The sequence below is a fragment of the Phyllobacterium endophyticum genome (assembly GCF_003010935.1).
GTDB classification, from domain to species: domain Bacteria; phylum Pseudomonadota; class Alphaproteobacteria; order Rhizobiales; family Rhizobiaceae; genus Phyllobacterium; species Phyllobacterium endophyticum.
Map to the genome: position 1 here is coordinate 1,299,458 of NZ_PGGN01000001.1, position 22,392 is coordinate 1,321,849.

Here is a 22,392-nt window from a genome sequence, read left to right on the forward strand (position 1 = left end):
CATGTCACAGACCGCAATTTTCTGGCCAATGATCGCGCTCACTTTCCTGATCTATTGTGTTTACGCCGTCCTTTTCCTTCGCCGCAGGCAGGCAGTCCTCACTGGTCAGGCGAGTGCGCGAGATTTCAAGCTCCCCCTGAAGGAGCCGGAGGTCAGCGTGGCGACCGTCCGCAATCTGACTAATCTCTACGAATTGCCCATGCTCTTCTTCGTGGTCTGCCTGGCGCTCTATGCCGTCAATGGCGCCACTTTGCTCGCTGTCGTCATTGCATGGTGTTTTGTGGCAACGCGTGCAATCCATACGTTCGTACACCTCACGTCCAACCGGCTTGCCTTACGTCAGCCGATTTTCGTCCTGAGCTTCATCCTCAACGGGGCGTTGTGGGTGATGCTTGCCCTCCACCTCGCTGTTCCGCCTGTCGTTTAGACGGCCCAGAACGCGACCTAAGCTGCGAGATCGTTCATTTCGCTGGCAGACATCATCAAGCGGCGGCTGCAATCGACGATGGTAACAGCCAGCGCCTCGAAGTCATCGCGCCGTTCGCTCTGCTTTCGCCAGATCAGCCCGATCTCACGTGATGGTTCCGGGTCCGCAAAGGCGACGATGCGGACATTGTTGCGGCTTGCTTCGGTGCGTACGGCGATCTCCGGGATCAGCGTCAGTCCCATGCCATGGCTGACCATTTGCAGCAGCGTCGTCATGCTGGTCGCACCATAGTTGACCAATTGCCGTTGCTTCACATTGCTGCACACCGCCAGCGCCTGTTCGCGCAGGCAGTGACCTTCTTCCAGCAGCAGCAGCCTCTGCAGCGCGACGTCCTCCTGCGTCATGGGCGAAGTGAGAACGTCGATATCATTGGTTGAGGTTGCGATCAGAAAACGGTCGCGAAACAGCGGCCTTGCGACAGTGCCTTCTCCCTCGACTGGCAGGGCGGCGACGATGGCGTCCAGATCGCCAAGCCGCAAATCCTCGACGAGCTTGGAGGTGACCGCCTCGCGCAGTTCGATGGTGAGGTCGGGATATGTCTCGCGAAGATCCGGCACCAACAGCGGCAGCAGGTAAGGAGCGATTGTCGGAATGATGCCGAGCCGCAGACGGCCCCGCAAGATGCCGCGCCTTTGTCCGGCTAGTTCTTCGAGCGAGCGAATTTCATCGAGGATGCTGCGTATGCGCGGCAGAAGCCGGCGGCCCATGTCCGTTAGCACAACGGTACGCCTTGTGCGCTCAAACAGCGGCGCACCAAGAAGCAGTTCCATTTCTGCGATCTGGGCTGAAAGCGCCGGCTGGGATATTCGCGCCATTTCCGCAGCTTTGCGAAAGTGCAGCGTGTTGGCGAGAATGTCGAAGTAGCGCATCTGACGAACGGAAAACATGATAAGGTTATCCTATCAATAATCATTCTAAAAACAATTGGAAACTATGATTGGAATGGTTCTATGGTGCGATCCAAATCACGGTGCGATGCGCCCGCGATTGCAAACTAGTCCAACTGCGAGATCAAAGGGGAGAAGCCCAATGGCTGACCGTCCGACATTGACGACAACTGCCGGTGCACCAATATCCGACAATCAGAATTCGAGAACTGCCGGTGAGCGCGGTCCTGTTCTCCTGGACGATTATCAGCTGCTGGAAAAGCTGGCGCATCAGAACCGCGAACGCATTCCGGAGCGCGTTGTCCATGCCAAGGGCTGGGGCGCATATGGTACGCTGAAGATCACCGGAGACATTTCCCGGTATACCAAGGCGAAGGTCCTGCAGCCAGGTGCGGAAACGCCGCTGCTCCTGCGTTTCTCCACTGTTGCCGGTGAGCTTGGCGCAGCTGACGCCGAGCGCGACGTACGTGGTTTCGCACTCAAGTTCTATACAAGCGAAGGCAATTGGGATCTCGTTGGCAACAACACCCCGGTCTTCTTCGTCCGCGATCCGCTGAAGTTCCCCGATTTTATCCACACGCAAAAGCGCCATCCTCGCACGAATATGCGCTCCGCCACAGCCATGTGGGATTTCTGGTCGCTGTCGCCGGAAAGCCTGCATCAGGTCACGATCCTCATGTCCGATCGCGGGCTGCCGGTCGCACCGATGTACATGAACGGCTACGGCTCGCACACCTATTCGTTCTGGAATGACAGTGGCGAGCGCTTCTGGGTCAAGTTCCACTTCAAGACCCAGCAGGGCCACAGGTTCTACACCAATGCCGAGGCCGAAGCCCTGATTGGCAAGTCGCGCGAAACCTATCAGGAAGAGCTGTTCGGTGGTATCGAACGTGGCGAGTTCTCGAAATGGACGGTGCAGGTCCAGGTCATGACCGAAGCCGAAGCTGAACGCACCTCGTACAATCCGTTCGATCTCACCAAGGTCTGGCCGCATGGCGAATTTCCCCCGATCGAGATCGGCGTCATGGAGCTCAATCGCAATGCCGACAACTACTTCGCCGAGATTGAACAGGCGGCATTTTCTCCCTCCAACGTCGTCCCGGGCATCGGCCACTCGCCGGACAAGATGCTGCAGGCCCGCGTTTTCTCCTATGCGGATGCCCACCGTTATCGGCTCGGCACGCATTACGAAGCGCTTCCGGTCAACCAGCCGAAATGCCCCGTGCACCATTACCACAAGGATGGCCAGATGAATTTCTTCGGCCAGAAGACCGGCAATGTGGATGCGTATTACGAGCCGAACAGCTTCTCCGGCGCAGCAGAACAGCCATCGGCGAAAGAGCCGCCGCTGAAGCTTTCCGGAGATGCCGATCGTTACAATCATCGCCTCGGCAATGACGACTACGGCCAGGTGACTGCCTTGTTCAACCTCTTCGACGCCGGTCAGCGGTCGCGTCTGTTCTCCAACATTGCTGCGGCGATGGATGGCGTTCCGGGCGAGATCATCGAGCGGCAGCTCGTTCATTTTGCCCGTATCCACCCGGAATACGAAGCGGGTGTCCGTGCGGCGCTGAAAGTAGCGCATGGCTATGAGGCGAGCGCTATCTCGCAGGAAGAAAAAGGCGTCGCTGCCGAGTAATCGACACTGAAATCCATTCTCGTAACAATCACAAAGCCGGGGCTTCATGCTCCGGCTTTGTCATCAGATCTTCATGGCCAATGGATGGCCAGCAAGCGCCCGGTCTATCGTAGCAAGGACCAGGTTTTCGACAGAGCATTGCGCCAGCAGCAATCGATCGAATGGATCGCGCGTCGGAGGTTCGGGGTCGGCAGCGGCGATTACATGACCTGCCTGGATGGGCAGGATGGAAAGTCCGGTCGCTTCGATATAGCCTGCGATGAGTTCCAGTGGCATGCCGGGATCAAGCTTCCCCAAGCGTGTCTTGATGGCTGTTTCCCAAAGACTTGCGGCACTGACGAAGCCCTCGCTCGATGGGTCGGTCAAGCGGGACGCAATTTTGGGATGTTGCCTGGCCAAGCTTCGCTGAAGTAGGCTCAGCACGATATGCGTATCTAGAAGGACGCGCATCAGCTGCCGGACTGACTTTTCAGCAGGAAGTCTTCGGGAAGCGGTGCGTCGAAGTCTTCGGCAATGAAAGGTACCGGATTCGTAACACCCTTGGAACGGAGATAAGCCTCGCCGGAGGCCAGATCGATGCCGCCGCGTTTTTGATGCGGCACCAGATCAACGATAGGGCGTCCATTGCGGGTAACAACTATCGTCTCGCCCGCTTCGACTTCTCGCGCAAGTTCGGTCAAGTGATTTTTGGCGTCGCGGATGGAGACTATCTTCATGACCGGAAAGTAGCTGCATGTAGCCACTTAGTCAATGAAAAGCCGGGGCTTCATGCTCCGGCTTTCTTTTCTTGTTACGGCCATGTATGCGACACTCTTGATTAAACAAAGGAATGCACATGCGACTTGGTGGACGCCTGCAGGCGGCAATCGAAGTTCTGGAAGATATCGAGAACCGTAAGCGCCCGGCTTCCGATGCGCTGAAGGATTGGGGATTGTCGCACCGCTTTGCCGGTGCTGGAGACCGTGCGGTCATCGGCAATATCGTCTATGACGCGCTTCGGCGGAAATTGTCGCTTGGCTGGCGCATGGATAGCGACGCGGCGCGACACATCGCCTTTGGGGTCCTGCTTTCCGATGCTGAACTCGACATTGAAGACGTCAACACGGCTTTGGAAGGCGACAAATTTGCGCCTGAACCGCTGGAGGCCGACCGCGTGGCGCTTTGGGGCGAACGTGATCCGGCGTCCGCCCCGGATAATATCCGCGCCGACGTACCCGAATGGTGCATTCCGCATTTTCAGGCTGTCTTTGGAGACAAATGGGCAGACGAGGCTGCGGCACTCAGCGACCGCCCGCCCGTGGACCTGCGCGTAAATACTTTGAAGGCCGACCGCGACAAAGTTCTCAAGGAACTCGCGAGAGCCGGTGCCAACCCTGCGCCGCTGCTTGAAACCGCAGTGCGCGTGCCGCCATTGCGTGCCATGGGTCGCCATCCAAATGTCCAGGCAGAACCGGCCTTCCAGCGCGGACTGTTCGAAGTCCAGGATCTGGGCTCCCAATTGGCGGCAAAGCTTGGCAACGCCAAGGCCGGCGAACAGGTTCTGGACTATTGCGCCGGAGCAGGCGGAAAAACTCTCGCGTTGGCCGCGGAAATGGAAAACAAGGGGCAGATCCACGCCTATGACGCCGAACGCGCGCGCCTTGCCCCCATATTCGACCGGTTGAAGCGGGCAGGGGTTCGCAATGCGCAGGCGCATGCCAATGTCGGCGATCTTCTGCCACTCGAAGCGCAGATGGATATGGTTCTTGTCGACGCACCTTGCACCGGTTCCGGCACTTGGCGGCGCAGGCCCGATGCGAAGTGGCGCCTCAGTGATCAGCAACTTGAGCGGCGCGAGGTGGAGCAGCGCGAGGTACTTGACGCGGCAAAAGCTTACGTGAAGCCCGGCGGCCGGCTGGTCTATATCACCTGCTCGCTCTTCGCGCCCGAGAATGGCGATCAGGTTGCGGCATTTCTTGCAGCAAACAGCAGCTACAGCGTCATCGATACGCAGCCACTGTGGGAGCAGGCGGTTTCAGCAAAGTCACGATTCCGACCCTTGTTCAAGGACGGAACAGCGATTCTTTCCCCACTGTCCACGTCGACAGACGGGTTTTTCATTTCGGTTCTCAGACGCGAAAAATAAAGCTACATGAGTTGACGATCTAGAAGAGAGGCTACGCATGTCCCGCTCCCAGGCGCTTCCGTTGTTTCTGGTATTGGTAGTCGGCGGCGGTCTCGCCATTGGCTACGTCACGCTTCCCGGTGAATGGTATGCCGGCCTCGCCAAGCCTGCCTTCAATCCTCCAAACTGGGTTTTTGCCCCGGTATGGACGATACTGTACGTCCTCATCGCCATCGCCGGGTGGCGGGTGTGGGACCGGGGGTTGAGCTTTCCGCAGGCCTTGTGGTGGGCGCAGTTGGCACTGAATTTCCTCTGGTCTCCGACATTTTTCGGGTTCCAGCAGATGGGCCTTGCGCTCCTCGTCATCGTTCTTCTGCTTGTCACCATTGCGGGCTTCATCAAAGCGACGTGGAACGCCGAGCGGATCTCGGCGGTCCTGTTCATTCCCTACCTGCTTTGGGTCGCGTTCGCGACGCTGCTCAATGCCTCGCTGTGGTGGCTCAATGCCAGCTGATATGTTCGAGGACATGGTCATGATCGCTGGCAAACGCATCCTCTTCGTCATGGCTGTCGATGCCGAGTATGGCCCGCATTTGCAGCGGTTGTTTACGCCGCTGATAACTGGTGTCGGCCCGGTAGAGGCAGCGGTAAGCGTCTCGGCGACATTGGCAAGCCTGGCGGCGAACGGGTCGCTGCCGCACCTCGTCGTATCGCTGGGTTCGGCTGGCTCCCGCACGCTCGAGCAGACGGAAGTCTACCAGGCGACCAGCGTTTCCTACCGCGACATGGATGCATCGGCTCTCGGATTCCAGAAGGGCGCTACTCCATTCCTCGATATCCCCGTCACCATACCGCTTCCCCTGCGCATACCAGGCGTCAAGGAAGCGTCGCTTTCGACCGGCGCCAATATCGTTTCCGGCAGCACCTATGACCACATCAGCGCCGACATGGTCGAGATGGAAACATTCGCCGTGCTGCGCGCCTGCCAGCGCTTCGAGCTTCCGCTCATCGGCCTGCGCGGCATTTCCGACGGCTCGGCAGACCTTCGTCATGTTGACGACTGGAAGGAGTATCTGCATGTGATCGATGAAAAGCTGGCGGGCGCTGTCGAGGCAATGGCGGCAGCAATTGAGGCGCAGGACATAATTGTCTAACCGTTCTTCTATATATCACAACGCTGGAACGTTCGATCTCCTGAAATCTGCGTCACCGCACCAGAATTGCAGTCGCCTCATCCATCTCGTGAACGATCGGAATCACTTTCGTCACAGGCGCCAGTAACCCATTGCGCCGACTCGTCATTTGCTTTAAATGCCCGCCATGAACACTCCCACTCATCCAGATACAGTTCTCATCGTCGATTTCGGCAGCCAGGTAACGCAGCTGATTGCAAGGCGCGTGCGTGAAGCCGGCGTCTACTCCGAGATCGTTCCCTTCCAGTCCGCAGGCGAAGCTTTCCATCGCATCGATCCGAAAGCCGTCATCCTCTCCGGCAGCCCGCACTCCACGGTTGACATCGGCAGCCCGCGTGCGCCGCAGGATATTTTCGATGCGAACATTCCCGTTCTCGGGATATGCTACGGCGAACAAACCATGTGCGCCCAGCTTGGCGGCAAGGTGGAAGCAGGACACCACCGCGAATTCGGCCGTGCATTTCTCGATATTCAGGAGGAATGCGCGCTGTTCGATGGCGTTTGGGCCAAGGGCACGCGCCATCAGGTTTGGATGAGCCACGGCGACAAGGTGATGCAGATACCCGATGGCTTCAAGGTCGTCGGCACGTCCACCGGGGCGCCGTACGCTGCGATCGCCAACGAAGCGAAGAAATATTACGCGGTACAGTTTCACCCGGAGGTCGTGCACACACCGGATGGGGCGAAGCTGCTTGAGAACTTCGTCCACCGCATTGCCGGGATCAAGGGCGACTGGTCGATGTCGGCTTACCGTGAAAAAGCTGTAGACCTCATCCGCAAGCAGGTCGGCGACAAAAAGGTTATCTGCGCCCTGTCGGGGGGCGTCGACTCATCCGTTGCAGCCTTGCTTATCCATGAAGCGGTGGGCGACCAGCTGACATGCATCCTCGTCGATCACGGCCTGATGCGCAAGAATGAGGCAGCGGACGTCGTTCAGATGTTCCGCGAACATTATAACCTGCCGCTTATTCTCGTGAATGCGCAGGATCGGTTCATTGATGCGCTCGAAGGCGAAGCCGATCCGGAAAAGAAGCGCAAGACGATTGGCAGGCTCTTTATCGAAGTCTTTGAGGAAGAAGCTAAAAAGCTTGCCAAGGATGGGGTGACGGCAGATTTCCTGGCACAGGGTACGCTCTATCCCGACGTGATCGAGAGTGTCTCCTTCACCGGCGGGCCGTCGGTGACGATCAAGTCGCATCACAATGTCGGCGGACTTCCAGAGCGCATGAACATGAAGCTGGTCGAACCCCTCCGTGAACTCTTCAAGGACGAGGTACGTGCGCTCGGCAAGGAGCTTGGCCTGCCCGACCATTTCATCGGGCGTCATCCGTTCCCGGGACCAGGTCTGGCGATCCGCTGCCCCGGCGGCATCACGCGCGAGAAGCTGGATATCCTGCGGGAGGCGGATGCGGTCTATCTGGATGAGATTCGCAAGGCCGGTCTTTACGACGTCATCTGGCAGGCGTTTGCCGTATTGTTGCCGGTACAGACCGTCGGTGTCATGGGCGATGGCCGCACCTATGAATTCGTCTGTGCACTACGTGCCGTGACGTCGGTGGATGGCATGACTGCTGATTTCTACCACTATGACATGAGTTTCCTCGGCCAGGCCGCGACCCGTATCATCAATGAAGTCAAGGGCATCAACCGGGTTGTTTATGACGTCACTTCAAAGCCGCCGGGCACAATCGAGTGGGAATGAGTGGAGCCGCGGCAGTTATCTGCAACGAAGTCCACATCGAGTGATTGGCGTTCAAATCTGCTCCTCAAGTTTCCACCAGTCTTGAAGACAGGAATTCGATAAAGCGCTGCGTCTTGGCCGGGATAAGGCGAGTTTCGGTGACCGCGTAAATGCTGACCGGCGACCCCTCCCATTCGGGCAGGATACGCTGGAGCTTGCCGGAGGCGAGGTCATCGGCAACGATCCTCTCGGGAAGCAGGGCAATGCCCTGGTGGTTGACCGCCAATGCCCGGATCATTCCAACGCTGTTGACTGTGAAGCGGCCGCGAACGCCGACATCCATTCTGTCCGTCCCCTGATGTAGATTCCACGTCGCGGCTCGCGGCATGCAGATGCATTCACGCTCCGCGAGATCCGCCGGTGTTGCAGTCTCGCCTGTCGCTTGCAGATAGGCTGGCGACGCATAGAGATAGCGGGAATGCCGCCCGATCAGGCGAGCGATCAGACCGGAATCCTCCAGTTTTCCCATGCGGATCGCCACGTCGAACGGCTCGGCTATCAAATCGACGCGGCGTGGAGTGAGGTCGAATTCAAACGTGATGCCGGGATAGTGCTGGGCGAAATCGGCAATGATCGGCGTGAGATAGAAAATAGCGAAATCGACCGGGAGCGAAACCCGCAGGACACCGCTTGGCTGTTCCAACATTGCCCCGAGCTGCTCGTGCGCGAGCCGCGCCTCCTCGACGATTCGCTTGCTTCGTTCATAATAAAGCTGGCCCGCCTCGGTGAGCTCAATCCTGCGCGTCGTGCGATGCAGCAGTCTCAAGCCGATCGCCTTCTCCAGTTCGCTGATACGCCGCGACAGGGTGGAGTTTGGCATGCCGAGAGCCTCGGCCGCCTTCCGGAAGCTTCTTGCTCTCGCCACCTCCACGAACAGCGCCATGTCATTCAGGTGACTCATTGATTGCTCCATCAATGGAAAGATGATTTCAGTTTTGCTATATTTATCCCGATAACGGAATGGTGGACAAGAGGCTTCCAACGAATGGAGAACCCCCATGAATCCAGTTTTGAATCCGATCCGCATGGGCCGCTACATGCTTGCCAACCGGCTTGTCATGGCGGCCATGACCCGCAGCCGTGCGTCCTACGACGGTACGCCGGGAGAGCTGGCTGCCGAATATTATGCCCAGCGCGCCGGTGTCGGCCTGATCGTCACGGAGGGCACACAGCCCTCGGATGACGCCCAGGGCTATCTCACCACCCCTGGCATCTACACTCCCGCGCACATCGCCGGCTGGCGGAAGATCACGTCCGCCGTACACGACAAAGGCGGCCACATCTTCGTCCAGCTCATGCACGCCGGACGCATGTCGCATCCCGACAACACGCCGCATCACCGCCAGGGCGTCGCGCCATCCGCGATCGCTCCGGGGACAGGCATGTTCACCGCGACCGGGATGCAGGACATTCCAGCTCCGCGCGAATTGACGACGGAAGAAGTGCGCCAGACCGTCGCCGATTTCCGCCGTGCGGCACGCTCGGCGATCGAAGCGGGCGCCGATGGCGTGGAGATACACGGGGCAAATGCCTATCTCGTGCAGCAGTTCTTCGCGCCGAGCGCCAACGCGCGCACGGACGAATATGGCGGTTCCATCGAGAACCGCGCCCGTTTCGCCATCGAAGTCGCCTCGGCGATCGCCGGGGAGATCGGCGCCGATCGCACCGCGATCCGTCTTTCCCCCGGCACGACGACATGGGGTATTGACGAAGGCGCCGAAGGGCCGGACCTCTACCGGTATCTCGCTGCTGAACTCGACAAGCTCGGGCTCGCCTATGTGCACATCATGCATCAGGGCAACGAGCCATTGCTGGCCGATATTCGCAAGCTCTGGCACCAAACGCTGATCCTGAACCGGCCAGGTCGTCCGCGCGACCAGATCGGAGCAGACGTGGCTTCCGGTCTGGCCGATCTCGAAGCCTATGGCCAGATGGTCTTGGCCAATCCCGACTTCGTCTTGCGGCTGAAGACCAATGCAGCAATGAACGAAGCAGACCACAACACGTACTTCGGTGGCACCGCACGTGGCTACACCGACTACCCCGCCCTGAACGATTAGTATTTCGCCAGCCCATCCAGCTCCAGCTCATGCGATCTGGAGCTGGACAACTCGCGTCTCCTTGCGCCCAATGTCGGAGAAATTTTGCACGACGATGTCGGTTTGTGTGGACTCCATTCGTCGTTCCAATGGCAGCCGGGAAGACGGCTTAAACAGGAGACAGGTGATGCGTGTAATGGTGTTGGTAAAAGCGACAGTCGACAGCGAGAAGGGGTTTTTCCCGACGCCGGAGACGATGGCGATGATGGAGGCGATGGGCACGTTCAACGATGAGCTGCGAAATGACGGCGTTCTGCTCGCCGGTGACGGTCTCAAGCCCTCGTCGGAGGGCAAGCGTGTCGCCTTCGACGGGCCCGGGCGTACCGTGATCGACGGGCCCTTTGCCGCGACAAGCGAACTGGTCGCCGGCTTCTGGCTCTGGGAAGTCAAGGACATGGACGAGGCGGTTGCCTGGGTGAAGCGTTGCCCCAATCCGATGCCCGGTCCGAGCGAGATTGAAATCCGGCCGCTATACGAGATGGCTGATTTCCAGTGAGGTTCTGACGCCGGGCTCGCGCATATCCAATGGTGACGCGCCAGATGCCCGGTCAGGCCACCGCATGAATTAAAATTCATTGCTTGAATTATATTGACAACTACCTCCCTTTGGGTTTGATTGATCGTTGACGGCATTCGAGGAGGATTGCCGGTCGTCATCACAAATAGTGGCCGCCTTTGATGGCACCACGGAACCAACGGGAGGGGCTTCGGCCTCGAGGAGGACACTTGCGCACTTTTTTAAGCACAACTGCCATGGCAGTTTTGGTCATGGCGTATTCCGCTGCTCCAGTGCGAGCTGCCGAAGAATCGCCGTTTCGCTGCGAGCCCGGCGAAAAATACGTCATGAACGTCATGGTTTCTGGCGTCGAATACTGGTTCCCCGTCTACGAAATGTTCAAGCAGGCGGGCAAGCAGCTTGGTTGCGAAACGGCCTATACCGGAACACCGGAATATGACGTCAACAAGCAGATCGCCAGCTTCGACCAGGCGCTTGCGCAGAATCCCGCTGGCATTCTCGTGCACCCGATGAACTCGGATCCATTCATTGAACCGATCAACCGCGCGATCGGCCAAGGTACGGCGGTGGTGACATTTGCGGCCGATTCGCCGCTATCCAAGCGGATTTCCTTCATCACGTCCGACAATATACGTGAGGGTACCTATGCCGCCGATGCCATTGCCGAGAAGCTCGGAGGCAAGGGCGAATACGCCGTTCTCGAAAATCCCGGCCAGGACAATCACGACAAGCGCGTCACGGCGTTCATCGACCGTATAAAGGCGAAGTGGCCCGACATGAAGCTCGTTGGCAGAGCGGCATCGAACCAGGATCCGACGAAGGCCTATCAGGGCCTGATGAGTATCATCCAGGCAAATCCCAACCTCGCGGCCGTGTTCATGCCGGAGGCGAACTCGGCCATCGGCGCCGCCCAGGCAAACAAGGAAAGCGGCGGCAAGATTCTCGTCATGTGTGCGGACGTCAACGCCAACATTCTGGACATGATCAAGGCCGGTGAAGTCTTCGGCTCGATCAATCCCAATCAGGGCATGCAGGGCTACATGGGCTTCATACTGCTCTGGCTGGCCAAGCATCCGGAACTGATCGATCCCATGAACGACGCCAAGCGTGCAGGGTTCAATCCGATGAGCATTCCTTTCGTGGACAACGGGCTTTCCATTGTCACCGCCGAAAATGCGGACGACTTCTTCTGGGACAAATACCTCAAGCGTCGGGGCACCAAGGGTATCGAGGAATAGGCATTGCAACCGGCTATCCGGACGGCAAGTCCGGGTAGCCATCCTTGCCCGAGCCAGTTGGAAGAAGTGCGCCATGCGAAATCCGGTTCTCGATATCCGCAACGTCACAAAACATTTCGGTGCGGTGAAAGCACTGACGGGTGTGAGTTTCAGCCTCGATCAGGGCGAGATTCATGCGATTTGTGGCGAGAACGGCGCAGGAAAGTCAACGCTCATGAACATCATCGCCGGCGTGTTGCAGCCGGATGATGGAGAGATTTTTGTCGAGGGCAATCCGGTCAAGATCGCTTCACCTTCGGCTGCGCAGGCGCTTGGTCTGGGACTGGTCCACCAGGAGATCGCGCTCTGTCCGGACGCGAGCGTTGCGGAAAACATCTTCATGGCAACCACCAGCAGGCAGCGCTCGCTGCTCATGAACTACCGCAAGCTGGAGCGCGAGGCACAAGACGTCATGAACCGGCTCGCACCAATCGACGTTCGGCGCAAGGTCGGCGACTTGCCGATCTCCAGCCAGCAGCTGGTGGAGATCGCCAAGGCTCTGACGCTCGATTGCCGTGTCCTCATCTTCGATGAGCCGACCGCCGCGCTGACAGAAGCGGAAACGCGCATACTTTTCGAGATCATCCGCGGTTTGAAGGCCAACGGCATATCGGTCATCTATATCAGCCACCGCATGGCCGAAATATTCGAACTTTGCGATCGGGTGACCGTTCTGCGTGACGGCCGCTATGTGGCGACCGGGCCCGTCGCCGATCTTACGCCTGATGACGTGGTCCGTCTCATGGTCGGTCGCGAGATCACCCAACTCTATCCATCCAAGCAGGCAGAAGGGGAGCGATCGCACGAGATGGTTCTTTCTGTTCGCGCTCTGGGCGACGGCCAGCGCTTCCAGGGTGTGAACATCGACCTGACAAAGGGCGAAATCCTTGGCATCGGTGGTCTCATTGGCTCCGGCCGCACGGAAATCGCCGAAGGTATCTGCGGCCTGCGAGCCATTACGAGCGGCGAAATCCTGCTCCATGGCAAGCCGCAGGCGATAAGAAACTATGCGGACGCGGTGAAGGCCGGCCTCGTGTACTTGTCGGAAGATCGCAAGGGCTCCGGTGTATTCCTGGATCTGTCGATTGCCCGGAATATCTCGGTTCTTGACCTCGACGCGCTTACCGGGCGCCTTGGGTTGATCGACGCCGGTGCTGAAGCAGCGCTCGCCAGCGACTTTGCCAGGAAACTGAACATCCGAATGGGCAGCGTCGATGCACCGGTGTCCTCGCTGAGCGGCGGTAACCAGCAGAAGGTTGCAATTGCCAAGCAGCTCGCGGTCCAGCCCAAGGTCATAGTGATGGACGAGCCGACGCGTGGCATAGACGTCGGCGCAAAATCCGAAATCCACTCGCTGCTGCGAGAACTTGCCATGTCGGGAATTGGAATTATCGTCATTTCTTCCGAACTCCCGGAACTGCTCGGGCTGTGTGACCGGGTGATTGTCATCCGCGAGGGCACGGTGGCTGGTGAATTGGATGCGGAAGCGATGAACGAAGAAGCGGTCATCCGGCTCGCGTCGGGCGTGAATGCGCAAAATGCACAAAACCGGCGGGCATCAGAACATGCCGCCTGAGAACAGTATGGGAGACAAGCAAATGCTGGCTGAGACGATGGGGACAAAGGCCGTGCGGGCTCCGTCCTGGAAAAGACTGGGTTCGATGCGGGAGGCAGGGCTGATCGCGATCATCCTGGCTCTTTGCATAGCCATGAGCTTTGCATCGCCGCATTTTCTGACACTCGGAAATTTCCGCGCGATGCTGATGAGCTTTTCCGTGGAAGGGATCGTGGTCGTCGGAATGACGATCCTGCTTATCGTAGGCGGCATCGACCTTGCCGTCGGGTCCGTGGTTTGTTTCGCGATGGTCCTGTCGGGCTCGCTGTTCCTCGCGGGGCTCGATCCATGGAGTGCTTCACTCATCGGTATTCTCGCAAGCGCGCTGATTGGCGCCGTCATGGGCTTTTTCGTCACCGTAGTCGGGCTCAATCATTTTATCACGTCGCTCGCCGGCATGGTCATCGTGCGCGGCCTGTGCCTGATCATCACCAAGGGAACGCCGCTCTCGCTCTTTACGCTGCCCCCGGCATTCAAGGCAGTCGGCCAGGGCAGTTTCCACGGTCTGCCCTATGTCATCATCATATTCGTCGCCGTTGTCGTTCTCTTCGATTTTCTGCTCAGGCGTGCAACGGCGCTGCGCAAGGTGTTCTACACGGGCAGCAACGAGAAAGCCGCGCTCTATTCCGGCATCAGGACAAACCACGTGAAATTCTGGGTGACCGTGCTCTGTTCGACGCTCGCGGGTTTTGCCGGGGTGATTTACATGTCGCGCTTTGGCGCCGCGACGCCGACATTCGGCGTCGGGATGGAACTCAACATCATCGCCGCTGCGGTCATCGGCGGCGCATCGCTCAACGGTGGCTCGGGGACGATACTTGGCGCCATTCTTGGGATAGCATTGCTGTCGGTCGTGACCAGTTCTCTGGTCCTGCTCAATGTATCGGTCTACTGGCAGGACATGATAAAGGGGTGCATTCTGCTTGGTGCCGTCTCAATCGATCATTTTCTGCACAAGCGCAAGGCTTCCTGACATGACGATCGTCAGACTAAACACAAAACCGTCCTCGGCGCCCCGCGAAGAAATCGTTATCGCGCGGCAGATGCATCAGGCACTGGTACTGCATTTCCTGGAGGGTCTCACCCAGGCGCAGATTGCGGACCAGCTCGGCGTTTCGCAACCGACAGTGAACCGCCTCATCAAGCGTGGCCGGCAGCTTGGTTTAGTGGAAATCAAGATCAAATCCCCCGTCGAACCATTGATTGATCTGGAGGAGCGCTTGCTGGCACTCGGCGGGATCAACCGGGCCATCGTCGTGCCGACGGTTTCGGGCAATCCGCAGACCGCGCTTCAGGCCGTGGGCGAGGCCGCAGCACGCCTGCTTCTCGACGAGATCGCCGATGGTGACACGATCTGCATCACCGGCGGCAAGGGCGTCAGCGCCGTCGTCGCCGGCCTGCGCGCACCACGTTCATTCAACGTGGAAGTTGTCCCGGCTACGGGATGCGTCCAAGGCAAGCATTATACCGACGTGAACCATGTCTCGACATCCATGGCGGACAAGCTCGGTGGTCGCGCCTATCAGATTCACGCGCCGCTCTTTGCTGACAGCGCCGCAGAACGGGCGATGCTGATCAACATGCGCTCGGTTTCCGATGTATTCAAACGGGCGCGAGAGGCGAAGGTGGCGCTTGTCGGCATCGGCTCGATCCTGACCGACGATTCAAGCTATTACGACCTGCATCCATCCTCCAGCACCGACAGGCAGTCGATAGAGCAGTCAGGCGCGAGTTGCGAACTCCTGGCCCATCTGCTCGACGATCGGGGCGAGGTCTGCGCCTATAGCCTCAATGATTGCCTTGTCTCCCTGACATTACGGGAGTTCGCCTCGATCCCAAGCAAGATCGGCGTTGCAAGCGGACCAAACAAGGCACGACCGATCCTCAGCATCATGCGTGGCAACCATCTGGATACGCTGGTCACAGATGAAGCGACTGGACAGCGTATTCTGGATATTGCGGCGGCCGAAGGAGCCTTGGCATGAGTGGTGATCAATTGGTGCGTTCGATAGGCAGATCAGGCGTGCAAGCCTCTGCGGTCGGGCTCGGGACATGGGCCATCGGTGGCTGGATGTGGGGCGGAACCGATGAAAAGCAGTCAATCTCGGCCATTCACGCATCACTGGACGCGGGCGTTACTCTGATCGATACTGCACCCGCTTACGGGCTGGGACGGTCTGAGGAGATCGTGGGTAAAGCCCTTCAGGGCCGGCGCGACAAAGCGGTCATTGCCACAAAATGCGGTCTCGTCTGGCATACGGATAAAGGCCGGCACTTCTTCGACCAGGATGAAAAGCCCGTCCACCGCTATCTTGGACGCGACGCGATTTTCCATGAGGTCGAAACCAGCCTGGCCAGGCTGGGCACGGACTATATCGATCTTTACATCACCCATTGGCAGGACCCCACAACCCCGATCGAGGAAACCGTTCGGGCGCTGGAGGACCTGCGCAGTTCAGGCAAGATCCGCGCAATTGGAGCAAGCAATCTCAGCGCGGCCGAACTGGACGCCTACATTGCAACCGGCTCCCTTGATGCTATCCAGGAAAGGTTCAGCATGATTGACCGGGAGATGGCCAAGGACTTGTTGCCAACGGCCCGCCAGAACGATGTCTCGACCTTGAGCTATTCCTCGCTCGCGCTGGGCCTGCTCTCGGGAACGGTGGATCCTGACCGCACATTTTCCGGCGACGATCAGCGGAAAGACAATGCCCGCTTCTCGGTCAATAACAGGTTGAAGGCCCGCGAGTTCGCTGAAGCGATTCAGCCGGTAGCCAGCAGGCACGATGCGAGCATTGCACAGACGGTGATCGCCTGGACCCTGGCGCAGGAAGGGGTGACGTTTGCGCTGTGCGGCGCGCGCAATCCGGAGCAGGCGCTGGAGAATGCAAAAGCCGGGACAATTCGGCTCGGCAGAGAAGACCTTTCGGCCATCGACGCGGCCATCGCAGTGAAACTTGCAGATATGGACAGGTAACGGGCTGCATCATGAATCGTGAAGAGATATTCAACGGGCTTCGCCGGAGTCCGAAGGTGGACGTGTGTGTCGTGGGCGGCGGTATCAACGGTATCAGTGTGTTCCGTGAGCTTGCCCTTCAGGGTCTCGACGTATTGCTCGTGGAGAAGAACGACTATTGTTCCGGTGCCAGTTCCGCCTTGTCCCGGATGGTGCATGGCGGCCTGCGTTATCTTGAAAACGGCGAGTTCAATCTGGTGAGGGAATCGCTTGTCGAGCGCGATCGGCTATTGAGAAACGCGCCGCATCTTATCGCGCCCCTGCCAACGATGGTTCCTGTTTTCGATATCTTCTCCGGTCTTGCAAATGGGCTGGTTCGCTTCCTTGGGCTCGGCCGCGAACCGAGCCGCCGTGGCGCTATCGCCATCAAGACAGGGTTGAGCATCTATGATTTCCTGACGCGCAAGCGTGCCCTGATGCCTCGTCATCGGTTTCGCGGACGGCAGGCAACACTTGCCAAATGGCCCGAGCTCAACCCTGCGGTAAAGAGTTCTGCAACCTACTACGATGCGTGGGTCAGGCACCCGGAACGTATCGGAATTGAATTGCTGCAGGACGGACTGTCCGGAGCACCGGGCGCTCATGCCCTGAACTATGCCGAGCTCCAGCACAATCCTGCCGGGGGCTTTGTTGTCCGGGACCATGTTGGCGGCACGACAACGGCTGTGGAGCCGGCACTCATCATCAATGCGACGGGCGGCTGGATCGACATCGCCAATGCCAGCCTGTTCTCGCCGGAAACCCGGCCCGCGCCGCTGATGGGCGGAACCAAGGGCTCGCACCTGATTATCGACAATGCCGAACTCGCCAAGGCGCTCGATGGCCATATGATCTATTACGAGAATGAGGATGGCCGCGTCTGCATCCTGTTTCCCTATCTCGGCAAGGTGCTGGTCGGCTCCACCGATATCCGTATCGATGACCCCGCAACTGTGGTCTGCACTCCCGAGGAACGGGACTATATCCTGCAATCGCTCGCCTTCGTGTTGCCTGATATCCGGATTCGGCCGGAGGAAATCGTCTATCAGTTCTCCGGTGTCAGGCCGCTTCCCGCCAGCAAGGACAAATTCACCGGGCGAATCCCGCGCGATCATTTCTGCACCTTCATCGAATCGGATGGCGGTCGCGCGGTCCTGTGCATGATTGGCGGCAAATGGACAACGTTCCGCTCCTTTGGAGAGCTCGCTGCGGACATGGCATTGGAGCGCCTGCGGAAAACCCGCCATCTGACCACGGCAGACCGTTCCATTGGCGGCGGGCGCAATTTCCCGGCTGATACCGGAGACTGGATAGCGCGCACGTCTTCCGCAACGGGCCTTGCGCCAGCGCGAACGATCGAACTCTTCGAACGATATGGCACCGCCGCCGCATTGATTGCCGGCTTCATCGCCAGCGGACCGGACGAGCCAATGCCAGGCTCCGGTTACTCCACCCGGGAGATGCTTTTCCTGATACGCCATGAATGCGTCGAACATCTCGATGATCTCCTGCTGAGACGAACAACCCTCGCCATCAGCGGACAATTATCGCTCGCCACGACGGATGTGGCCCTCGACCTGATCGCCGATGAGAAGCACTGGCCAGCGGCACGCAAGGCTGAAGAACGGTCTCGGTTCCTCGATCTTCTCGCCACCCGACACGGCATAGACCTCGAAACACTTACAGCACGCAATGAACAAGGAGTACGATATGCGAAACAACCGCAAGGCCCGGATGAACCGGCTGTTCGGCAACGGGCGCTGCCTCGACGTGGCGATCGATCACGGCGTGTGCAATGAACCATCTTTCCTGAATGGTCTTGAGGATATGCAAGATGTTGTCGGGACGCTGGTTGCCGCCGCTCCGGATGCGATCCAGATGAACTATGGCCAGGCCGATCTTCTCCAGGACGTCGAAGGCAAGGAAAAGCCGGCTCTCGTCATGCGCATCGACATGGGCAACCCCTATAATCCTGTCCGCCATCGCGACATGTGGGCCGTTCTGCAAAATCAGGCCGAGCCGCTGGTCGGTGCTATCGAACTCGACGCGGCCTGCGTGGTGGTGAACCTGTTTATGCTGCCGGACGAGCCAGACCTGTTCCGTCAGTGCGTCGAGAACATTTCGCGTGTGCGTGCCGATTGCGAGAAATATGGCATGCCTTTGATGATTGAACCCCTCGTCATGCAGCCGGTTACCGAACGCGGAGGCTATATGGTGGATGGCGACGCGGACAAGATCGTCACGCTGACCCGGCTTGCCCGCGAGATGGGCGCAGATATCGTCAAGGCGGATCCGACGACGAACGCCGAGGATTTTCACCGGGTTGTCGAGGCGGCGCGTTGCCCGGTACTGGTGCGGGGCGGCGGAAAGGAAGATTTGCGAGCCGTCTTCGACAAATCGGCAGCCTTGATGCGGCAAGGCGCGATGGGAATGGTTTACGGTCGCAACATCTACCAGCACTCCAACCCGGGTGCCGTGGTGCGTGGACTCATGGCAATCATTCATGACGATGCCACAGGCGAGGACGCCTACGCGCGCTATCAGCAAGGCTGATAAACAAGGACCTGAGGAGGGGTTCGGAATGGGAAAATATCTTCTGGGGCTGGATGCCGGCAATACGATTATCAAGGCGGTGATCTTCGACCGGCAGGGCAATGAGATCGCCTCGGTTGCCGAGGAGGGGCATAGCAACATGCCCTACCCGGGCCATGTCGAACGGGGCCTTGATGAACTCTGGACTAATGCGAAGCTGGTCATTCGCACATGTATCGAACAGGCCGGCATTAAGCCTGGGGAAATCGCGGCCATCGGGTGCGCGGGCCATGGCAACGGGCTCTATGCGCTTGACCGGCAGGGGGAGCCGCTGCTCGCCATCCAGTCGCTCGATACAAGGGCAGCCGGTCTTGTCGAGGAATGGCAGGCCGAAGGCGTCGGCGATCGTACATATCCCATCGGTCTGCAGCGCCCCTGGCCTTCCCAGACACCAACATTGCTCGCCTGGATCAAACGGCATCGGCCGGAAACATTCGGGAGAATCGGTACGGTCTTCCTCTGCAAGGACTTCATCGTCAACCGGCTCACCGGCCAGCGCGTCAGCGAAGTGTCCGACATGGCGGGTTGCGGGCTGCTGAACGTCTCGGGGCGCGACTATGATCGTGACCTGATGGCCGCCTTCGGGCTTGGTGACTGCATGGATATGCTGCCGCCACTGATCGAAAGTGCTGACATAGCCGGAAGGGTGACGGAAGCGGCGGCGGCAGAAACAGGTCTCTCCGCGGGCACGCCGGTCATCGGCGGGTTCTTCGACGTGGTCGCTTCGGCTATCGGCTCGGGCGTCACACGCACGGGCGCGGCTTCCATCATTGCCGGAACCTGGAGCATCAATCAGGTGATCATCGGCCAGCCCCGGCTGGAGGGGCCAGTCTTCATGTCATCGACCTTCGATCGCGATCGCTACATGGCAATTGAATCCAGCGCTACATCCGCCGCCAATCTCGAATGGTTCGTGCGCGAATTCTTTCCAGGCAAGCAGCCGGATGGACGCTCGCCATTCGATGTGTGCTGCGAACTTGCCTCCTCGGTTGAGCCGGCGATCAATGATCCGATCTATCATCCGTTCCTCTATGGAGCGCAGCAGGATGGCAATGCGCGAGCCGCGTTCTATGGAATTGCCGGCTGGCACACGAAGGCGCATCTGATCCGTGCTCTCTTGGAAGGTGTCGCCTTCGGCCATCGCCAACATATCGAAACCCTGCGCGCCGCGGGTGCCGGGTTCGACGGGGCTGTGCTGTCGGGAGGCGGTTCGCGCAGCCTGCTCTGGCCGCAGATTTTTGCGGATGTGCTGGGTGTACCCGTCACGGTCGCCCGCTCGAGCCAGACCGGCGCCCTCGGTGCGGCGATCGCCGCAGGAGCCGCCGTTGGCATGTTTGCCGATTTTGAGGCTGGCGCCAATGCGATGGTTTCAACTGACCGCCATTACAAGCCCGACGCACGGCGCTCGGCGCACTACGACTATCGCTACCGGCTCTACCTCGATATCGCCGATGCAATGGCACCGATCTGGCGGCGCATGGCAGGGAGCGGAGCATCCGCAACGGAGGTGGCAGCGTGAATTCGCGTGCCCAAGATGACGCGCGCGACGAAGGGGTCTACGACTTCATCATCATAGGAGCGGGATCGGCGGGCTGCGTCCTTGCTAACCGGCTGTCCGCCGATCCGAAAAATCGAGTACTCCTCCTCGAGGCTGGAGGCAGCGACCGCTACCACTGGATTCATGTGCCGATCGGCTATCTCTTCTGCATGGGTAATCCCCGCACCGACTGGATGATGAGGACGGCGGTGGAGCCTGGTCTCAACGGCCGCTCCTTGCCCTATCCCCGCGGCAAGGTCCTTGGCGGATGCTCTTCGATCAACGGAATGATCTACATGCGTGGGCAAGCCGCCGATTACGACAATTGGCGGCAGGCGGGAAATACAGGCTGGGGCTGGGATGACGTCCTGCCGTATTTCCTGAAGTCCGAGGACAATTATCGCGGGCGTTCTTCCATGCATGGGGCGGGTGGGGAATGGCGGGTGGAGAGGCAACGGCTTTCCTGGCCCATTCTCGACGCCTTCCGCGATGCCGCGGAAGAGCTCGGCATTCGCAAGACCGACGATTTCAATGCAGGCGACAATGAGGGCTCGGGATATTTCGAGGTGAACCAACGCGGCGGATTCCGCTGGAACACGACGAGGGCGTTTCTGCGACCGGCGCTCAAGCGGCGCAACCTTCGCGTTGTCACCGGGGCCGAGGTCGAACGGCTCGAGTTCGATGGCAAGCGCGCGGTACGTGTCCGCTACCGCCTGCAGGGCAGAACCCGCATTGCGACGGCAGCGGGAGAAATCATCCTTTCGGCAGGAGCCATCAACTCGCCCAAGATTCTCGAACTTTCAGGGGTCGGAGATCCCGGCATTCTGGCGCGTGCAGGCGTCGAGCCGAACCATGAGCTGCGCGGCGTCGGAGGAAATCTGCAGGATCATTTGCAGATACGTACCGTGTTCCGCATCGAAGGTGCGAAGACGCTGAACCAGCTTTATCACAATCTTTTTTCGAGAGCCGCCATGGGCCTCGAATATGTTCTCCGGCGCTCCGGTCCGCTATCGATGGCGCCCAGCCAGCTCGGTATTTTCGCAAGAAGCGATCCGGCGCTGGCGACGGCTGACCTCGAGTACCACATACAGCCGCTCAGCACCGATCGCCTTGGCGAGCCCTTGCATCGCTATCCTGCAGTGACTGTTTCGGTGTGCAATCTGCGTCCGGAAAGCCGGGGCACCGTCCATATTTCAGGGCCGGAGCCGTGTGTTGCGCCGGACATCCAGCCAAATTACCTCTCGACGGTCGGTGACAGGCTGCTCGCCGCAAGGTCCATCCGTCACGCCCGCAATCTCATGGCGGCAAAGGCCGTCATGAGGTACCGGCCCGAAGAGATGCTGCCTGGTCGCGAATATCAAAGCGATGAGGAATTGATCCACCGCGCTGGCGATATCGCAACGACGATCTTTCATCCCGTCGGAACATGCAGGATGGGCAGCGACGACCTCGCCGTAGTCGATAGTAATCTGAAGGTTCGCGGTCTGGAAAAGCTGCGTGTGGTCGACGCTTCCATAATGCCGTCGATCGTTTCAGGAAACACGAATTCACCTGTTATCATGATCGCCGAAAAAGCAGCCAACCTCATTCTCGCCGATAAATAAGACGCCGCGCGGAGAACTGACTCTGGTTTGGAACTTCCCTTGCGGCGAAAATGTCAATCAGGGCCCGTTGCGTTGCGATGTTCAGACTTTGGTCCGATTTCCCGC

Annotated in this window: 21 protein-coding genes; 17 read left to right on the top strand and 4 right to left on the bottom strand. The window is 59.1% G+C overall.

Annotated features, from left to right (window positions below; all coding sequences use genetic code 11):
- Nucleotide 1 precedes the first annotated feature (1 nt).
- Nucleotides 2-427, top strand: a complete 426-nt coding sequence (locus CU100_RS06075) for an MAPEG family protein (protein WP_106715578.1) — start codon at nt 2-4, stop codon at nt 425-427.
- Between the two features lie 17 nt (nt 428-444).
- On the opposite strand, the gene CU100_RS06080 is transcribed toward CU100_RS06075, so the two are convergent.
- Nucleotides 445-1,374, bottom strand: coding sequence for a hydrogen peroxide-inducible genes activator (locus CU100_RS06080; RefSeq protein ID WP_106715579.1), 930 nt, complete (start codon nt 1,372-1,374; stop codon nt 445-447).
- Between the two features lie 142 nt (nt 1,375-1,516).
- Here CU100_RS06080 and katA point away from each other — a divergent pair, with 142 nt between their 5' ends.
- Nucleotides 1,517-3,013: a catalase KatA gene (gene katA, locus CU100_RS06085; protein ID WP_106715580.1), complete on the top strand. Its 1,497-nt coding sequence runs from the start codon at nt 1,517-1,519 to the stop codon at nt 3,011-3,013.
- Between the two features lie 63 nt (nt 3,014-3,076).
- Here katA and CU100_RS06090 read toward each other — a convergent pair whose 3' ends face one another.
- Nucleotides 3,077-3,463: a type II toxin-antitoxin system VapC family toxin gene (locus CU100_RS06090; RefSeq protein WP_106715581.1), complete on the bottom strand. Its 387-nt coding sequence runs from the start codon at nt 3,461-3,463 to the stop codon at nt 3,077-3,079.
- Nucleotides 3,463-3,729, bottom strand: coding sequence for a type II toxin-antitoxin system Phd/YefM family antitoxin (locus CU100_RS06095; protein WP_106715582.1), 267 nt, complete (start codon nt 3,727-3,729; stop codon nt 3,463-3,465). The genes CU100_RS06090 and CU100_RS06095 overlap by 1 nt, the downstream gene beginning before the upstream one ends.
- 119 nt (nt 3,730-3,848) lie before the next feature.
- Between CU100_RS06095 and CU100_RS06100 the strand changes: the two genes are divergently transcribed.
- The 4 genes from CU100_RS06100 to guaA all read left to right on the top strand — a co-directional run bounded on the left by CU100_RS06100 (nt 3,849) and on the right by guaA (nt 8,012).
- The gene (locus CU100_RS06100; protein WP_106715583.1) at nt 3,849-5,138 is read left to right on the top strand and encodes an RsmB/NOP family class I SAM-dependent RNA methyltransferase; all 1,290 of its coding nucleotides are present in this window, start codon (nt 3,849-3,851) and stop codon (nt 5,136-5,138) included.
- A 37-nt stretch (nt 5,139-5,175) separates the two neighbouring features.
- The gene (locus tag CU100_RS06105) at nt 5,176-5,631 is read left to right on the top strand and encodes a TspO/MBR family protein (protein WP_106715584.1); all 456 of its coding nucleotides are present in this window, start codon (nt 5,176-5,178) and stop codon (nt 5,629-5,631) included.
- Nucleotides 5,621-6,271, top strand: a complete 651-nt coding sequence (locus CU100_RS06110; RefSeq protein WP_407070297.1) for a 5'-methylthioadenosine/S-adenosylhomocysteine nucleosidase — start codon at nt 5,621-5,623, stop codon at nt 6,269-6,271. The genes CU100_RS06105 and CU100_RS06110 overlap by 11 nt, the downstream gene beginning before the upstream one ends.
- Before the next feature lie 166 nt (nt 6,272-6,437).
- Nucleotides 6,438-8,012 (top strand): glutamine-hydrolyzing GMP synthase, encoded by a 1,575-nt coding sequence (gene guaA, locus CU100_RS06115; RefSeq protein WP_106716034.1) that lies wholly within the window; start codon nt 6,438-6,440, stop codon nt 8,010-8,012.
- Between the two features lie 64 nt (nt 8,013-8,076).
- Here the strand turns inward: guaA and CU100_RS06120 are convergent, their stop codons facing one another.
- On the bottom strand, nt 8,077-8,952 hold the full coding sequence (locus CU100_RS06120) for a LysR family transcriptional regulator (protein ID WP_106715586.1): 876 nt from the start codon (nt 8,950-8,952) through the stop codon (nt 8,077-8,079).
- A gap of 97 nt (nt 8,953-9,049) precedes the next feature.
- Here CU100_RS06120 and CU100_RS06125 point away from each other — a divergent pair, with 97 nt between their 5' ends.
- The 11 genes from CU100_RS06125 (at nt 9,050) to CU100_RS06175 (ending at nt 22,287) form a co-directional block, all read left to right on the top strand.
- Nucleotides 9,050-10,111, top strand: a complete 1,062-nt coding sequence (locus CU100_RS06125; protein WP_106715587.1) for an alkene reductase — start codon at nt 9,050-9,052, stop codon at nt 10,109-10,111.
- A gap of 166 nt (nt 10,112-10,277) precedes the next feature.
- Nucleotides 10,278-10,646: a YciI family protein gene (locus CU100_RS06130; protein WP_106715588.1), complete on the top strand. Its 369-nt coding sequence runs from the start codon at nt 10,278-10,280 to the stop codon at nt 10,644-10,646.
- 230 nt (nt 10,647-10,876) lie between these two features.
- Nucleotides 10,877-11,905 (top strand): substrate-binding domain-containing protein, encoded by a 1,029-nt coding sequence (locus CU100_RS06135; RefSeq protein ID WP_106715589.1) that lies wholly within the window; start codon nt 10,877-10,879, stop codon nt 11,903-11,905.
- A gap of 73 nt (nt 11,906-11,978) precedes the next feature.
- Nucleotides 11,979-13,520, top strand: coding sequence for a sugar ABC transporter ATP-binding protein (locus CU100_RS06140; protein WP_106715590.1), 1,542 nt, complete (start codon nt 11,979-11,981; stop codon nt 13,518-13,520).
- Nucleotides 13,521-13,542: 22 nt separating this feature from the next.
- Nucleotides 13,543-14,532 carry an ABC transporter permease gene (locus CU100_RS06145; protein WP_106716035.1) on the top strand — a complete coding sequence of 330 codons (990 nt, stop codon included), beginning with the start codon at nt 13,543-13,545 and terminating at the stop codon, nt 14,530-14,532.
- 1 nt (nt 14,533) lies between these two features.
- Entirely contained in the window at nt 14,534-15,544 is a 1,011-nt protein-coding gene (locus CU100_RS06150) for a sugar-binding transcriptional regulator (RefSeq protein ID WP_106715591.1), read from the top strand.
- Nucleotides 15,541-16,536, top strand: a complete 996-nt coding sequence (locus tag CU100_RS06155) for an aldo/keto reductase (RefSeq protein WP_106715592.1) — start codon at nt 15,541-15,543, stop codon at nt 16,534-16,536. Before CU100_RS06150 ends, CU100_RS06155 begins: the two co-directional genes overlap by 4 nt.
- A gap of 11 nt (nt 16,537-16,547) precedes the next feature.
- Nucleotides 16,548-18,353, top strand: coding sequence for a glycerol-3-phosphate dehydrogenase/oxidase (locus CU100_RS06160; RefSeq protein WP_106715593.1), 1,806 nt, complete (start codon nt 16,548-16,550; stop codon nt 18,351-18,353).
- Entirely contained in the window at nt 18,265-19,107 is an 843-nt protein-coding gene (locus CU100_RS06165; protein WP_106715594.1) for a class I fructose-bisphosphate aldolase, read from the top strand. Before CU100_RS06160 ends, CU100_RS06165 begins: the two co-directional genes overlap by 89 nt.
- A gap of 28 nt (nt 19,108-19,135) precedes the next feature.
- Nucleotides 19,136-20,665: an FGGY-family carbohydrate kinase gene (locus tag CU100_RS06170; RefSeq protein ID WP_106715595.1), complete on the top strand. Its 1,530-nt coding sequence runs from the start codon at nt 19,136-19,138 to the stop codon at nt 20,663-20,665.
- Nucleotides 20,662-22,287 (top strand): GMC family oxidoreductase, encoded by a 1,626-nt coding sequence (locus CU100_RS06175; RefSeq protein ID WP_106715596.1) that lies wholly within the window; start codon nt 20,662-20,664, stop codon nt 22,285-22,287. The genes CU100_RS06170 and CU100_RS06175 overlap by 4 nt, the downstream gene beginning before the upstream one ends.
- Nucleotides 22,288-22,392 lie beyond the last annotated feature (105 nt).